The sequence below is a fragment of the Pseudomonas sp. R1-6 genome (assembly GCF_051132115.1).
Taxonomy (GTDB): Bacteria; Pseudomonadota; Gammaproteobacteria; order Pseudomonadales; family Pseudomonadaceae; genus Aquipseudomonas.
In genome coordinates, this window is record NZ_CP071662.1 from 2405934 (window position 1) to 2420612 (window position 14679).

Annotated in this window: 13 protein-coding genes; 9 read left to right on the plus strand and 4 right to left on the minus strand. The window is 61.9% G+C overall.

Going from position 1 to position 14679, the window contains the following annotated elements; translation table 11 throughout:
• Nucleotides 1–232: 232 nt before the first annotated feature.
• Nucleotides 233–1969, minus strand: a complete 1737-nt coding sequence (locus tag J3P81_RS11110; protein ID WP_420766546.1) for an IlvD/Edd family dehydratase — start codon at nt 1967–1969, stop codon at nt 233–235.
• A gap of 193 nt (nt 1970–2162) precedes the next feature.
• Between J3P81_RS11110 and J3P81_RS11115 the strand changes: the two genes are divergently transcribed.
• From J3P81_RS11115 to J3P81_RS11155, 9 genes are all read left to right on the plus strand, one after another.
• On the plus strand, nt 2163–3485 hold the full coding sequence (locus J3P81_RS11115) for an MFS transporter (protein ID WP_420766545.1): 1323 nt from the start codon (nt 2163–2165) through the stop codon (nt 3483–3485).
• Between the two features lie 157 nt (nt 3486–3642).
• Nucleotides 3643–4635 (plus strand): AraD1 family protein, encoded by a 993-nt coding sequence (gene araD1, locus J3P81_RS11120; protein WP_434563753.1) that lies wholly within the window; start codon nt 3643–3645, stop codon nt 4633–4635.
• 13 nt (nt 4636–4648) lie between these two features.
• On the plus strand, nt 4649–6229 hold the full coding sequence (locus tag J3P81_RS11125) for an aldehyde dehydrogenase (NADP(+)) (RefSeq protein ID WP_434563755.1): 1581 nt from the start codon (nt 4649–4651) through the stop codon (nt 6227–6229).
• Nucleotides 6230–6467: 238 nt separating this feature from the next.
• On the plus strand, nt 6468–6764 hold the full coding sequence (locus J3P81_RS11130; RefSeq protein ID WP_434563757.1) for a DUF5629 family protein: 297 nt from the start codon (nt 6468–6470) through the stop codon (nt 6762–6764).
• Nucleotides 6751–7926 (plus strand): lactonase family protein, encoded by a 1176-nt coding sequence (locus J3P81_RS11135; RefSeq protein WP_434563759.1) that lies wholly within the window; start codon nt 6751–6753, stop codon nt 7924–7926. The genes J3P81_RS11130 and J3P81_RS11135 overlap by 14 nt, the downstream gene beginning before the upstream one ends.
• Nucleotides 7927–8081: 155 nt before the next feature.
• Nucleotides 8082–8261, plus strand: coding sequence for a hypothetical protein (locus J3P81_RS11140; RefSeq protein ID WP_420766540.1), 180 nt, complete (start codon nt 8082–8084; stop codon nt 8259–8261).
• 167 nt (nt 8262–8428) lie between these two features.
• Entirely contained in the window at nt 8429–8554 is a 126-nt protein-coding gene (locus J3P81_RS11145) for a hypothetical protein (RefSeq protein WP_434563761.1), read from the plus strand.
• A 115-nt stretch (nt 8555–8669) separates the two neighbouring features.
• Nucleotides 8670–8849, plus strand: coding sequence for a hypothetical protein (locus tag J3P81_RS11150; RefSeq protein WP_434563763.1), 180 nt, complete (start codon nt 8670–8672; stop codon nt 8847–8849).
• Nucleotides 8846–9100, plus strand: a complete 255-nt coding sequence (locus tag J3P81_RS11155) for a hypothetical protein (RefSeq protein ID WP_434563765.1) — start codon at nt 8846–8848, stop codon at nt 9098–9100. The genes J3P81_RS11150 and J3P81_RS11155 overlap by 4 nt, the downstream gene beginning before the upstream one ends.
• A 4-nt stretch (nt 9101–9104) precedes the next feature.
• Here J3P81_RS11155 and J3P81_RS11160 read toward each other — a convergent pair whose 3' ends face one another.
• The 3 genes from J3P81_RS11160 to J3P81_RS11170 are packed head-to-tail and all read right to left on the minus strand — an operon-like array spanning nt 9105 to nt 14586.
• Nucleotides 9105–9707, minus strand: coding sequence for a glutathione S-transferase (locus J3P81_RS11160; protein ID WP_434563767.1), 603 nt, complete (start codon nt 9705–9707; stop codon nt 9105–9107).
• Nucleotides 9704–13345 carry an AAA family ATPase gene (locus J3P81_RS11165; RefSeq protein ID WP_434563769.1) on the minus strand — a complete coding sequence of 1214 codons (3642 nt, stop codon included), beginning with the start codon at nt 13343–13345 and terminating at the stop codon, nt 9704–9706. Before J3P81_RS11165 ends, J3P81_RS11160 begins: the two co-directional genes overlap by 4 nt.
• Nucleotides 13342–14586 (minus strand): exonuclease SbcCD subunit D C-terminal domain-containing protein, encoded by a 1245-nt coding sequence (locus J3P81_RS11170; RefSeq protein ID WP_420766537.1) that lies wholly within the window; start codon nt 14584–14586, stop codon nt 13342–13344. Before J3P81_RS11170 ends, J3P81_RS11165 begins: the two co-directional genes overlap by 4 nt.
• Nucleotides 14587–14679 lie beyond the last annotated feature (93 nt).

Genomic DNA, 14679 nt, shown 5'->3' on the forward strand with positions numbered 1-14679 from the left:
GGCTGAATGGCCCTGTGGCGAGGGAGCTTGCTCCCGCTCGGTTGCGCAGCAGCCGTAAAAGGGGCCTGCTGCGCAGTCCAGCGGGAGCAAGCTCCCTCGCCACAGTCAGCTATGACAGCCAACTGGGGTGTTGGATGTTCAACCGCTATCGCGAGCAAGCTCAGCTCCCACAAAAGCTCCGCTCCCACAAAGTTTGCTCTCACAAAGCTTGCTCCCATAAGGGGGGGCGGGGTCAATGGGAGTGACGCGGCACCTCGGCGCCGCGGCAGCCCACCAGGAAGTCGAAGTCGCAGCCCTGGTCCGCTTGCAGCACATGGTCGATGTACAACTGGCGATAGCCGCCCACCAGCAATTGTTGCGGTGGTGCGAGGTCGGCCAGGCGCGCGGCGAGTTCGGCGTCCGGGATGTCCAGGTGCAAGCGGCCACTGGCGCAATCGAGTTCGATCCAGTCGCCTTCTTTCACGGCTGCCAAAGGTCCGCCAGCCGCGGCCTCCGGCGCCACGTGCAACACCACGGTGCCGTAGGCGGTGCCGCTCATGCGCGCATCGGAAATGCGCACCATGTCTGTCACGCCCTGGGCCAGCAGCTTGGCCGGCAAGCCCATGTTGCCCACTTCAGCCATGCCTGGATAACCTTTCGGCCCGCAGTTTTTCATGACCAGGATCGAGTCGGCATCGACGTCCAGTTCCGGGTCGTTGATCCTGGCCTTGTACTCGTCGAAGTTCTCGAACACCACCGCGCGACCACGATGTTGCATCAGTTGCGCCGTGGCGGCGGATGGCTTGAGCACTGCGCCCAATGGCGCCAGGTTGCCGCGCAGCACGCAGATACCGCCGTCGGCGCGGATCGGGTTGTCGAGGGTGCGGATGACTTCGTCCTGGCCGTAGATCGGCGCGTCCTTGGTGTTTTCACCGAGGCTCTTGCCGTTGACTGTCAGCGCGTTCGGGTGAGGGATCAGGTTGGCTTCACCCAGGCGACGCAGCACGGCGGGCAGGCCGCCGGCATAGTAGAACTCTTCCATCAGGAAGCGCCCGGATGGCTGCAGGTCGACGATCGTCGGCATGCCACGACCGATGCGGGTCCAGTCGTCCAGGTCCAGTTGCACGCCGATGCGTCCGGCGATGGCCTTGAGGTGAATCACCGCGTTGGTCGAACCGCCGATGGCGGCGTTGACGCGGATGGCGTTTTCGAAGGCTTCCTTGGTCAGGATCTTCGACAATCTCAGATCTTCACGGACCATTTCCACCGCGCGCATGCCGGACATGTGGGCCAGCACATAACGACGGGCGTCCACGGCCGGAATCGCCGCGTTGTGGGGCAGGGAAGTGCCGAGGGCTTCAGCCATGCACGCCATGGTCGAGGCCGTGCCCATGGTGTTGCAGGTGCCGGCCGAGCGGGACATGCCGCCCTCGGCGGCGAGGAAGTCGTCAATGGTGATGGTGCCGGCCTTGACCTGCTCGCTCAACTGCCAAACCACCGTGCCTGATCCGATGTCCTGGCCCTTGTGCTTGCCGTTGAGCATCGGGCCACCGGTGACGACGATGGCCGGCACGTCGCAACTGGCGGCGCCCATCAGCAAGGCCGGGGTGGTCTTGTCGCAACCGGTGAGCAGCACCACGCCATCGATCGGGTTGCCGCGAATCGCCTCTTCCACGTCCATGCTCGCCAGGTTGCGGGTCAGCATGGCGGTCGGGCGCAGGTTCGATTCGCCGTTGGAGAACACCGGGAATTCCACCGGGAAACCCCCAGCCTCGATCACGCCGCGTTTGACGTGCTCGGCGATCTGGCGGAAGTGCGCATTGCACGGCGTCAGCTCCGACCAGGTGTTGCAGATCCCGATGATCGGCTTGCCGTGGAACTGATGGTCGGCGATGCCCTGATTTTTCATCCAGCTGCGGTACATGAAGCCGTTCTTGTCGGCAGTGCCAAACCATTGGGCCGAGCGCAGGGAGGGTTTCTTATCAGACATGATCGATTCTCTTATTGTATGACTATATTGTTCGAGCTGAAGCGTAACATAAGCGCAATTTGCGCGGTTTGGAAGTGTTGTTGAGTAAATAGTATTACTATATAGTCCGATTCAACGGAGGGGTTGTCCTGGCGTTCGTTCGCGAGAGAAATCCCCCAAGGTTCTATAACAACAACAATCGGAGACCGGCCCCATGAGCCAGGAATTGCGGCTTATTCGTCGCATCACTCTCAAACTGATTCCCTTCCTGATCCTGCTGTACTTGATCGCCTACGTGGACCGCTCTGCGGTGGGCTTCGCCAAGTTGCACATGGGTGCCGACATCGGCATCGGCGACGCCGCCTATGGCCTGGGCGCAGGACTTTTCTTCATCGGTTATTTCCTGCTGGAAATCCCCAGCAACCTGATGCTCGAACGCTTCGGTGCCCGGCGCTGGTTCGCCCGGATCATGATCACCTGGGGCGCCATCACCATTGGCATGGCGTTTGTACAAGGGCCTCACAGTTTCTACGTGATGCGCTTTTTACTGGGTGCGGCCGAAGCCGGGTTCTTCCCGGGCGTGCTGTACTACATCACCCAATGGTTCCCGGTGCGCCATCGTGGCAAGATCCTCGGGCTGTTCATTCTTTCCCAACCCATCGCGATGATGATCACCGGCCCTGTGTCCGGTGGCTTGCTGGGCATGGATGGCATCCTTGGCCTGCATGGCTGGCAGTGGCTGTTCATCGTCATCGGCCTGCCGGCGGTGCTGTTGACCTGGCCCGTGCTGCGCTATCTGCCAGATGGCCCGCAACAAGTGAAGTGGATGGACCAGGCCGAGAAGGACTGGCTGACCGGCGAGCTGCAAAAAGACCTCGAGCAATACGGCCAGACGCGCCACGGCAATCCACTGCATGCGCTGAAAGACAAGCGAGTCTTGCTGCTGGCGCTGTTCTACCTGCCAGTGACCTTGAGCATCTACGGCCTGGGCTTGTGGTTGCCGACACTGATCAAGCAGTTTGGCGGCAGTGACCTGGTGACCGGTTTTGTGTCCTCCGTACCGTATATCTTCGGCATCATCGGCCTGTTGATCATTCCCCGCAGTTCCGATCGCTTGAATGATCGCTACGGTCACCTGGCCGTGCTGTATGTACTGGGCGCCATCGGCCTGTTCCTCAGTGCCTGGCTGTCGGTACCGGTGTTGCAACTGGCCGCGCTGTGCCTGGTGGCATTCGCGCTGTTCTCTTGCACAGCGGTGTTCTGGACCTTGCCAGGACGTTTCTTCGCTGGCGCCAGCGCGGCGGCGGGCATTGCGTTGATCAACTCGGTGGGCAACCTGGGTGGCTACATCGGGCCGTTCGTGATCGGTGCGCTGAAGGAGTACACCGGCAACCTGGCTTCGGGGCTTTATTTCCTGTCGTGCGTGATGGTGTTCGGCCTGGTGCTGACCGGCGTGGTCTATCGCCTGCTGGAGCGCAAGCATGTGCTGCCGGCGGATCAGTTCGCGGCGAGCGCCCGGGGGGCGACGCGTAGCTGAATCTGAGGGCTGACGCTGAAAAACTGTGGGAGCGAGCCTGCTCGCGAAAGCGGTTTTCCATCCACCAATAATGTCGACTGTCAGACTGTTTTCGCGAGCAGGCTCGCTCCCACAGGGGACTGCACAGAGGTCAAAATTTGTTTACGGGAGAAAACCCATGCGTTTAGTTCAGTTCGAATTGAGTAACGGCGAGCGCCGCGTCGGTGTGGTCGAGGGCGATCAGGTACGTGAAGTGCAGGGCGCCGCCACTGTGCGGGAGCTGGCGCTGGCCGCGATCGAGGCGGGCGTGAAGCTTGAGCAGCAGGTCAACGGCTTGGGCCTGGGGGCGAGCCATGACTACGCGCAACTGCTCGGCGAACTGCGTATCCTGCCGCCGCTGGACCACCCGGACCCGGCGCACTTGCTGGTCAGCGGCACCGGCCTGACCCACCTGGGCAGCGCTTCGGCCCGGGACAAGATGCACCAACAGGCCGGCGACGAAGCAGCGATGACCGACACCATGCGCATCTTCAAATGGGGCGTCGAGGGCGGCAAACCACAGGCCGGGCAGGCCGGCGTCCAGCCGGAATGGTTCTACAAGGGCGACGGCAGCATCGTGGTCCGCCCGGGCCATCCGTTCCCGTTGCCACCGTTTGCCGAAGACGCCGGCGAAGAGCCGGAGATCAGCGGCCTGTACGTCATTGGGCACGATGGCAAGCCGTATCGACTGGGCTTCGCGGTGGGCAACGAATTTTCCGATCACGTCATGGAGCGCAAGAATTATCTCTACCTGGCCCATTCGAAACTGCGCAGTTGCAGCTTTGGGCCGGAACTTCGCGTGGGTGAATTGCCTCAACATCTGTCCGGGACCAGTCGTATCCTGCGCAACGGCGAAGTGTTGTGGCAGAACGAATTCCTCAGCGGCGAGGCGAACATGTGCCATAGCCTCGAAAACCTGGAATTCCACCACTTCAAGTACAGTCAGTTCCTGCGCCCGGGGGACGTTCACGTTCACTTCTTCGGCACCGCGACGCTGTCGTTCGCCGACGGCATCCGCACCCAGCCGGGGGACGTGTTCGAAATCAGCCAGGCCGAGTTCGGCGCGCCGTTGGTCAACGGCATTGCCCCGGTAGACGCGGTATTCAATCCGGGTACTATCGGCACACTTTAAGAGGAGACTTGCGATGAACCAGATCCTTGGTCACAACTACATCGGCGGTGCGCGCAGCGCGGCCGGCCAGACTCGCCTGCAGAGCGTCGACGCCAGCACCGGCGAAGCCTTGCCCCATGAATTCGTCCAGGCCACGGAGCAAGAAGTCGACGCGGCCGCCAAGGCCGCTGCGGCGGCGCATCCGATCTACCGCAGCTTGAGCGCGGCGCGCCGGGCCGAGTTCCTCGACGCCATCGCCGATGAGCTGGACGCCCTGGGCGATGATTTCGTCGCCGTGGTCTGCCGCGAAACCGCCTTGCCAGCGGCCCGCATCCAGGGCGAGCGCGGTCGCACCAGCGGCCAGATGCGCCTGTTCGCCAAGGTCCTGCGCCGTGGCGATTTCTACGGTGCGCGTATCGATCGCGCCTTGCCGGAGCGCACGCCGCTGCCGCGTCCGGACCTGCGTCAGTACCGCATCGGCCTGGGTCCGGTGGCCGTGTTCGGCGCCAGCAACTTCCCGCTGGCATTTTCCACCGCCGGTGGTGACACCGCCGCCGCCCTGGCCGCCGGTTGCCCTGTCGTGTTCAAGGCCCACAGCGGCCACATGGCGACCGCCGAGCACGTGGCCGATGCGATCATTCGCGCAGCGGAAAAAACCGCGATGCCGGCCGGCGTGTTCAACATGATCTACGGCGGTGGTGTTGGCGAATGGCTGGTCAAGCATCCGGCGATCCAGGCCGTCGGTTTCACCGGCTCCCTCAAGGGCGGGCGCGCCCTGTGCGACATGGCGGCCGCTCGGCCCCAGCCGATTCCGGTGTTTGCCGAGATGTCGAGCATCAACCCGGTGATCGTATTTCCGCAGGCCTTGAAAAACCGCGCCGACAGCGTTGCCCGCGACTTGACCGCCTCGGTGGTGCAGGGCTGCGGTCAGTTCTGCACCAACCCTGGCCTGGTGATCGGCATCCGCTCGCCGGAATTCACCGCGTTCACCCAGCAGGTAGCTTCGCTGATCGGCGACCAGGCGCCGCAGACCATGCTCAACGCCGGCACGCTGCAAAGCTACGGCAAGGGCTTGCAGAAGCTCCTGGCTCACCCGGGCATCGAACACCTGGCCGGTCGCGATCAACAGGGCAACCAGGCCCAGCCGCAATTGTTCAAGGCCGATGCCAGCCTGCTGATCAACAGCGACGAAGCGTTGCAGGAAGAAGTCTTCGGCCCGACCACGGTGTTCGTCGAGGTCGCGGACCAGGCGCAACTGACCGCAGCCCTGAACGGCCTTCATGGCCAGCTCACCGCCACGATGATTGGCGAGCCGGAGGACTTCGAACAGTTTGGCGAGCTGACGCCGTTGCTGGAGCAGAAAGTCGGGCGCATCTTGCTCAATGGCTATCCAACCGGCGTGGAGGTGTGTGATTCGATGGTGCACGGCGGGCCTTACCCGGCAACGTCCGACGCCCGTGGCACGTCGGTGGGTACGCTGGCGATCGACCGGTTCCTGCGTCCGGTATGCTTCCAGAACTACCCGGACAGCCTGCTGCCGGAACCGCTGAAAAACGCCAATCCGCTGGGCATCCTGCGGTTGGTGGATGGGGTGCCGGGGCGCGAGGCGCTTTGAGGGTTGCGGTGAGGTCGTTACATTCGAGTTGAATGTGCCGGCCTCTTCGCGAGCAGGCTCGCTCCCACAGTTGGATTTTCAGCGAACACAAAATTTGCATTCACTGGAGATCCCCTGTGGGAGCGAGCCTGCTCGCGAAAGCGATATGTCAGGCAACACTGCTTTCGAACCTTATGGCCCAAGGCTCACTCCTACATTGGGTTATCATGCTGGCTTTCCCAATGACCGACTGATCACCATGACTGCCGTAACCGACACCCTGCTGCATGCCCTCGAACACTGCGACATGCTGATCATCGACGGGCTGCACGCGTTCGATTTCTCCCTCGATGAGCAAGACCAATTGCACGTCGAGTGCATGAACGGTCGCACCCGCGAGCATTGGCGTTTCACTGAGGCGCAGATGCAGGCCGCGACCTTCGACGAAGCCCAGAAGCATTGGATCATCACCAGCGATTCGGGCGATCACCACTTGGAATGCGTGGAAGCGACCAGCGGCCACGACGATGAGGACTCCGATCATGAAGATGCGTAGTTTCTGGCCCTTGTTGATGGCCGGCAGCGTCGGCGCCATGGGCGTCCAGGCGGACACTGGCGAGCGCCATCAGTTATTGGTGGGTTCCTACACGGCGGACCAGAGCCAGGGCATCTACCGGCTGCGATTCGACAGCCGCACCGGCCAGATCGATGCCAACCCATTGCAAGTGATCAAGACGCACAACCCTTCCTGGCTGACCCTTTCCAAGGACATGACCCGGTTGTTCGTGGTCAACGAAAACGGGCCGGGCCAGAAAGACCCGGTGGGCAAGGTCAGCAGCTACGCCATCGACCCGAAGACCTTTGAACTGAGCCTGATCAACCAGGTGCAATCCCTGGGCAACGAGCCGACCCACTCCAGCCTGAGCCATGATGGCCAGCATTTGCTGGTGAGTAATTATTCCGTCCTGGAAAACCCGGGCGGCACCTTGGTGGTGTTGCCGGTGGGCGCGGATGGCAGGTTGGCGCCGGTGGTGCAGATGGGCAGCCATCAGCCGAGTCGGGTCAATTCCGAGCGGCAGAAGTCGGGTCATGTGCATTCCTCGGTGTCGTCACCCGATGGCAAATATGTGTTCGCCAACGACCTGGGGGCAGACAAGGTGTTTGTCTACCGTTACGACCCCAAGGCCAACCCCGAAATGCCGCTGACGCCTGCCGATCCGCCGTTCGTGCAGTTGCCACCGGGCAGCGGACCGCGCCATCTATTGTTCAGTGGGGATGGCAAGCACGCCTGGCTGACGATGGAAATGACGGCCCAGGTGGCCGTGTTCGATTACCAGGACGGTCGCCTGACCCAGCGCCAGCTTGTCGCGCTGGCCGATGGAAAGCCGCAGCCAGGTAAAGCCGCGGCAGCGCTCCATGCTTCCAAAGACGGCAAGTTCCTGTACGTCAGCAATCGTGGCACCACAAACGAGATGCTGGTGTTCGCCGTCGACCCGGCTTCCGGCACCTTGAAAGAGCTGCAGCGACGCTCCGTCGAGGGTGATCATCCTCGAGAGTTCAGCCTGGACCCGAGCGAAAAATTCGTTCTGGTCGCCAATCAGAAAAGCAATCAGATCGTGGTCATCGAGCGCGATCCGAAGACCGGCCTGCTGGGCAAGACCGTCCAGAAGCTGCCCATGGACGCACCGAGCGATGTGAAATTCCTCGTTCGTCAATAACCCGAGGCCCCGATTTTCGGGGCTTTCGGAGTTGTATCAACGAGACTGATAGTCGCTAGTATTACAAAGCATTTCAAGACGAGACGCCTCGGCGCGTAAGTTTGCTTCACGGCCCCACCGGGCAAGTCAGCCAACTGAATCCGAGGATTACCGCCATGAACATGAATCTTTTTTCCGTGATCGCCGCTTCCGCCATCTCCGCCACCGTGGCATTGCCCGCCAGTGCCAGCATCGAGATCAGCGACAAGAAAAACCGCACCCAGAGCTACACCGAAAAATACCTGCAACAGAGCGCCAACTTCTACGCGGCGCTGGATCACAAGACTCAACACTGAGCACGCTGACACTGAAGCCTGCGATCTTTTCATCTCCTCATCGAATACGGAGAGACAAGATCGCAGGCTTCGTGCGTTCAGGAGGAAAGTTTTGTTGTGATATCACATGGCCATGTGTTTAAATTTGACGCTAGTTAATTGACTCCTTGCTAATAAGGATCGACACCATGGCGATGCGTCTGGCAGTGATGTTGCTGTTCCTTTATTCCACCCCGATTGTTTCGGCGGCCCAGCCGATTCCCGGTGAATTGGAAGTGGCTCGCGAGCGATTGTTGAGCTTGTTGAGCGACTGAGCGGATACCTTTTATCGATCAATTAAACTGATGGTGACTATGCATATTTGTCGCTACTCATAACGGTTTATTTGCTTGATTCTGTGGGCATTCAAACATGCCCACGGAGCCTCCCATGGCCAGTGCAATCCTCATCTGCGCCAAGCGCGGCGCCTACCTGGCCATCGGCCTCTACGTAACGCTGGTGCTGGTAGTCAGTCTCGGCACCCAATACCAAAACGTTGCGGAACCCTCCCTCCAGGCTTCAGCCGTGAGCGTCACGCATGCCGTCGCGAAAGGAGCGGCCGGAGCATGAGCAGGTGCAAATTCTGGGTGATCGCCTTCCTGGCATTCATCACCAATGGCTTTTCATTGCTTGGATTGGGTCAGGCGTCGGCGGGGTCGTTGGCGCGGACCATCGAATGCAACCACAGCATCGCCCACAACATCCTCACGGCCAGGGCGCTGGGTGTGTTGGTGGGGAACCCGCCGGTCAAGCCGAGGGCGGCGGTGTTCGGGCCATTTCAAATTGATTGCGCCCAAGCGCCCATGTGCAGCGCTGGATAAATACCTATTTGGCCATGATTGCCACAAACAGCTCTGAATCCAGTAAACCCCGCAACCAGTCCCGAAGCCGAGGGTAGGGCGACTGGGCAAACCACTCGCGATCTACATGGGCGAACTGGCGCACGAACGGCATCAGCGCCACGTCCGCCAGGCTCAGGTGATCCGCGGCCAGGAACTGGCGGTTTTCAAGCAATCCGTCCAGCTTGCGCAGGAACGCTTCACCCTCGCTCCGGTAATGCAGCGCCGAGTGGTCCGGATGGCGCTCCGGATATTTGTAACGGTTGAGGTGAAGCTTGAAAACCTGGTCGTTTTCTTCGATCAAGGTCGCCGTCAGGGCACGACCGTCGGGATCATTCAGCAATGTCCAATCCTGCGGATCATGCAGGCCCAAGGCCCAGTGCATGATCTCGAGGCTTTCATCGATGACCCGTCCATCGGCATGCAAGACCGGCACCGTGCCTTTGCTCGACAGCGCGAGCATTTCCGGTGGTTTGGCCTTGAGGCTCACTTCGACGATGTCCAGCGCGATACCGCTGTAGCGCAACGCCATGCGGGCGCGCATGGCGTAGGGGCAACGGCGGAACGAATACAGCGTGGCGCGGCTCATTTCACCTCCACCGTGCTCAATCCGTTGCCTTGACGCCGGACCTGGATTTGCACCGGGATGCGCTCGTGCATTTCCTGCACGTGGGAAATGACCGCGACCTTGCGCCCCTGGGCCTGCAACCCATCCAAGGCGTCCATCGCCAGTTGCAGCGACTCGGGGTCGAGGCTGCCGAAGCCTTCGTCGATGAACAGCGACTCGATTCTCAGCGTGTTGGACGCCATCGAGGCCAGGCCCAGTGCCAGGGCGAGGGAAACAAGGAAGGTTTCGCCGCCGGACAACGAATGCACCGAGCGCAATTCATCACCCATCTCGGTATCCAATACCAGTAGGCCGAGCATGCTGCCGCCGCGCTTGAGGCGGTAGCGGCGAACCAATTGTCGCAACTGGGCGTTGGCGTGGTGGACCAGCAAGTCGAGGTTGTACGCCTGGGCCAGTTTGCGGAAGCGATCGCCAGTGGCCGACCCGATCAATGCGTCCAGGCGTGCCCAGCGCTGGTACTCGGCGTAGGCTCGTTCGATTTGTTGGGCCAGGGCCTGGTTGGCAGTCTGCCTGCGCTGGTCCTCGGCCTGTTCGGCACGCAGCTCTGCGCAGCGTTGTTCGCTGGCCGCGAACTGCCCGTGAAGCGTGGCGAGGGCTTCGGCCAATTGTTCCGCCGGCAGGTTGCCGTTGTGTTGCGACTGGTGGTTTTGCAGCCGCTGCTCCCGTTCGGTGAGCAATACGCGGGCCTGCTCGATGGCTTTTTCGCTGTTGAGCAAGCGTTGCCGCAGGTGAGCGACCTGTTGGTCGTCGAGACCAAGCAACGCGCCCAGCGCGGCGTCGTCCAGTTCCGGATGAGCTGCGCGCCACTGGGCGATACCCGCGGCCAACGCCTGCTGTTCGGCCTCTAGGGATTGGGCCTGCTCATGGCGTGCCTGGAGTTCGGCAGCCAGTTGCACGAGGCTGTTGCGCAGATCCTGCAATTGTTGATTGGCCGTCGTCTCGGCATGGCGAGCCTGTTCCAGGGCCAGGTCGATTTGGTGTTGCCATTGCTCGGCGCTGGCGTGTTCACCGAGCAGTTGGTGAAGTTTTTCCTCGCACGCCTGTCGTTGCGCGTTCAACGCGCTGAACTGGCGCTGCGCCGATTCCAGTTGCTGTGTGCGTATCTGCTGGCGATCCTGTTCTTTCTCCAGGGCTTGCTGGCGCTGGACTTGGTCGGCGAGCTCTTCGCGTTGCTGTTCCAGTTGCGCGAGGCGCTGGCTGATCCGCTGGTCGAGTTGCATGAACGTGGCGGCAGGTTCGCTGCGCAGGGCCTGCAACGTGTCGGCCGGCAACAGTGCGCTGAAGTGCTCAAGCTCCTCGTCCAGGCGCTGGCGATCCCGGGCCAGTGCCTGTAGCTGGTTGTTCAGATGCTGCGAGGCTTGTTGGCTGGCTGTCTCTGCATCGCGCAGTTGCTGCGCCAGCTTGGCGGCGTCCTGTTGCAGCGTAAGCAGGGCGGCCTGGCGATGTTCGTCCTGGCTGATGAGTTGATTCAGCTGTGCGGTTTGCTGGGCCAGCCAGGCGTCGCGCTTGGATGAATCCTGGGCCAGCAGCTGCGCTGACAGCGGGTGAGCTTCAAGGCTTGGCGCCACGCTCCGTTGTTGGTCGGCGAGTTGTTCTTGCTGCTGCTTGAACTCTTTGAGCTGAGCAATGACCCCGCTGTACTGGGCCCGCAGTTCGATGACTTTTTCATTGAGCAGGTCGACGGCCTTGCGAGCGTTGGCCTGTTCGCTTTCATCGAAGCGCCCGAGGCTTTGCAGCAGCGCTTCGGGTTGGTGGTAGGGATGTTCGACACTGCCACACACCGGGCAGGGCTGGTTGTCCTGCAATTGTTCGCGCAGTTGCTCGACGCTTTCGCTACGGGCCAGGCGCTGGCGTTCCAGCAGCTCGCGGGTCACGGTCAGCGTCTGTTCGGCGACCGCCAGCTCGGCCTTGGCTTCGCTGCCTTCACGCACCAGTCGGTCGCGTTGCTGCAAGGCTTGCTGCTGGCGCTGTTCCAGTTCGGCGACACGCTTGTCCAAATCCTGCTGGCTGGCCCACAACCGAGCCAGGTCTTCGAATGCACGTAACTGCTTGCGGTTGTCTTGCAGCAGGTTGCCAAGCAGTTGGATCTGTTCGGCCACGGCTTGCGGTTCGGCACCGGCCTCCTTGTAGAGCACCTCAAGACTTTGTCGGCGGGTTGCGAGGTCTTCGGCGGCACGAGCGGCGGTTTGTTCCAGCAGCGCAAGTTCTTCCTGGCCCTGGTTCAGTCGATTGGCGATCAGCATCAGTTGCTGGAGGCGATCGCGGTAGGCGCCCCATGCATCACTCAGTGTTGCGAGGTCTGTGCTTTGTTCCAGTTCGCCGGCAATCCGTTCAAGCCGTTCGCCAACCTGCTGCTGTTGTTCCAGCAAGGTGTCGATCGTGCGCTGGCCGTCGGTACTTGCCTGCTGGGCCTGCTGCAACTGTTCAGCGCCTTGCTCGGCCTCCCTGGCCAGGCGGGCGAGGCTGCTTTGTTCGTCGAAGGCCTGACGCAGCAGTGGCGTGCTGTCGGTGCTCTGCTGGCGGGCGGCGGCCACGGCCAGCTGCGCGATGCCGAGGCCTTGTTCCAGTTCGGCCTGCCGTTCATGCAACTCGACGTGTTGCTGCGTCAACTGTTGGATCCTGGCCGCCAGCGGGTCCAGCTGCCGGGCCAGTTCCGCCTGACGGATGAACTGATGCCGCTGGGGTGCCAGCTGTTCCAGGCGGGTCAGTTTCAGGCGTTCGTCTGCCAGCGCTTCCCAATCGGCCTGGGCCCGTTGCAATTGCTCGGCGGCGCTGACCTGTTCGTCCTGCAGATGGCGCAGGTCCTTGAGCCAGGCTTGTTGCTGCTCCAGTTGCTTGAGCTGCGCCTGTTGGGTTTTGAGCTGCTGCTGGGCTTCGTTGAAGTACTGATCCAGCTCGGCGCGGGCTTCGGGCGATAGCGGTGTGACGCCCGTGGCCTGGTCCTGCAATTGCTTGTGGGTTTCCTTGGCCTGCTTGGCCTTGTCGAAGGCACGACGACCGAGGCGTGTATACAGCGCGGTGTCGGTAAGCTTTTCCAGCAATTCGCTGCGGTCGTTGTCGTCAGCCTTGAGGAAGGCGCTGAACTCGCTCTGGGCCAGTAGCACGGCACGGGTGAACTGCTCGAAATTCAAACCGAGGACGGCTTCCAGTTGCGCTTTGTATTCGCCTTTCTGGCTGGCCAGCAGTTGGTCATTGTCCAGGTCACGCAGGCTCTGGCGGCTGGCTTGCAGCTTGCCGGAGGCTTTTTCCCGGGCACGATTGGCCTCCCAGCGAGCCCGGTAGCGGCGACCGTCGATGCCGCGAAAATCCACTTCGGCATAACCCTCGCCGGTCCCACGACGCAGCAGTGTGCGTGGATCGCCCGTGCCGATTTCGCCGTCGGCGTCGGGCACCTTGGCGTCACGACCGGTGTTGTTCAGCCGTGGCACCGCGCCGAACAGCGCCAGGCACAGGGCATCGAGCAAGGTGCTCTTGCCGGCGCCCGTGGGGCCGGTGATGGCGAACAGACCGGCGCTGGCCAAGGGTTCGGCGGTGAAATCGATTTCGAACGGCCCCGCCAGGGAGGCGAGGTTCTTGAGACGGATCGCGAGGATTTTCATGGCTGTTCGCTCTCCATCTGTACATCCTGCAACAGCACGGCAAAGTCCTTGAGGGTCTGGTCATCGACTGGGTTGCCGTAGGTGTCCTGCCAGGCGCGGCTGAACAGTTCCTGTGGGCTGAGCTGGTCGAGTTCAATCAGCGCCGCGCCTCCATCGGCATCGCCGGAGCCACCGCTGCCGGCATACTCGGCGGCGATCCGCACCAGTCGCACGGCTTTGCCTTGCAGGGCGGTTTCGACCTGATGTCGCAGGTCCGGCTGCGGTTCATCGAGGCGCACCCGGACTTCCAGCCAGGGCTGGCGATGGATGTCGGCCAGCAAGTCGATGTCCGGCAAGTCCTTCAGTTGCACCAGGATGTCGGCCAGGGGCGCCGGGCCCAGGCGTTGCAAGTTGACGGCGCGGGGAATCAGCCGTGGTTCGACGCTGACCAGGGTTTCGCCGTTTAGGGCGATGTCGAGGATCTGGTGCCGGTAGCCGATTTCGGAAAACGACAACGGAATCGGCGATCCGCTGTAGCGGATGCGTTCTTCACCGTTGACCTTTTGTGGCTTGTGCAAGTGACCGAGGGCGACATAAGTGATGCTTGGGCCGAACAGGCTGGCTGGCAGGGCTTCGGCGTTGCCGATAATCAGGCTGCGCTCGGAATCCTCCGATACCGAGCCGCCGGCCATGTGTGCATGGCTGACGGCAATCAGCGCCTGGCCCTTCTTGCGCTTGGCGTTGGCGGCGGCAATCAGCCATTCGTGGACCTGGCCGATGCCGCGTAAATAATCATCCCCCAGTTGCGCGCCCGTGACCTCGGCCGGCCGCAGGAACGGCAGGGCCAGGCACCAGGCCCGGACCTTGCCCTTGGCGTCGGGCAGCGGCAGCAGCAGGCGCTCGACGTCCAGCTGCCCATCGTCCAGCCACAGGACGCGGCCCAGGGCATGGGTGCGCAGGCGGCGCATCAGCGGCGCCGGCAATTCGATGCGCGAACCGGAATCGTGATTGCCCGCGATCATGACGATGGTCAGGTTGGCGTTTTGTTCATGGGCGCTGACGATGAAGTCGTACAGACGCTCCTGGGCTTTGACGGGCGGGTTGACCGTGTCGAAAATGTCGCCGGCGATCAATAGAACGTCGGGTTTTTCGCTGGCCAGCTGACGCAGCAGCCAATCAAGGAAACAGGCGTGTTCGAAGTCGCGATCCTGGCCGTGGAGGTTTTGCCCCAGGTGCCAGTCGGAGGTGTGAAACAGACGCAAGGCAGACTCCAGAAAACAGACGATGGCCGCGGGAAGAGAGGCGGCGCAAAAATGCAGAGTTTACTGGGAAACGCGGGGGAGGGGGCGGCTCAA

Coding starts and splice junctions, on each gene's coding strand:
- J3P81_RS11110 (WP_420766546.1), bottom strand. CDS start 1,969: ATGTCTGATAAGAAACCCTCCCTGCGCTCGGCCCAATGGTTTGGCACT.
- J3P81_RS11115 (WP_420766545.1), top strand. CDS start 2,163: ATGAGCCAGGAATTGCGGCTTATTCGTCGCATCACTCTCAAACTGATT.
- araD1 (WP_434563753.1), top strand. CDS start 3,643: ATGCGTTTAGTTCAGTTCGAATTGAGTAACGGCGAGCGCCGCGTCGGT.
- J3P81_RS11125 (WP_434563755.1), top strand. CDS start 4,649: ATGAACCAGATCCTTGGTCACAACTACATCGGCGGTGCGCGCAGCGCG.
- J3P81_RS11130 (WP_434563757.1), top strand. CDS start 6,468: ATGACTGCCGTAACCGACACCCTGCTGCATGCCCTCGAACACTGCGAC.
- J3P81_RS11135 (WP_434563759.1), top strand. CDS start 6,751: ATGAAGATGCGTAGTTTCTGGCCCTTGTTGATGGCCGGCAGCGTCGGC.
- J3P81_RS11140 (WP_420766540.1), top strand. CDS start 8,082: ATGAACATGAATCTTTTTTCCGTGATCGCCGCTTCCGCCATCTCCGCC.
- J3P81_RS11145 (WP_434563761.1), top strand. CDS start 8,429: ATGGCGATGCGTCTGGCAGTGATGTTGCTGTTCCTTTATTCCACCCCG.
- J3P81_RS11150 (WP_434563763.1), top strand. CDS start 8,670: ATGGCCAGTGCAATCCTCATCTGCGCCAAGCGCGGCGCCTACCTGGCC.
- J3P81_RS11155 (WP_434563765.1), top strand. CDS start 8,846: ATGAGCAGGTGCAAATTCTGGGTGATCGCCTTCCTGGCATTCATCACC.
- J3P81_RS11160 (WP_434563767.1), bottom strand. CDS start 9,707: ATGAGCCGCGCCACGCTGTATTCGTTCCGCCGTTGCCCCTACGCCATG.
- J3P81_RS11165 (WP_434563769.1), bottom strand. CDS start 13,345: ATGAAAATCCTCGCGATCCGTCTCAAGAACCTCGCCTCCCTGGCGGGG.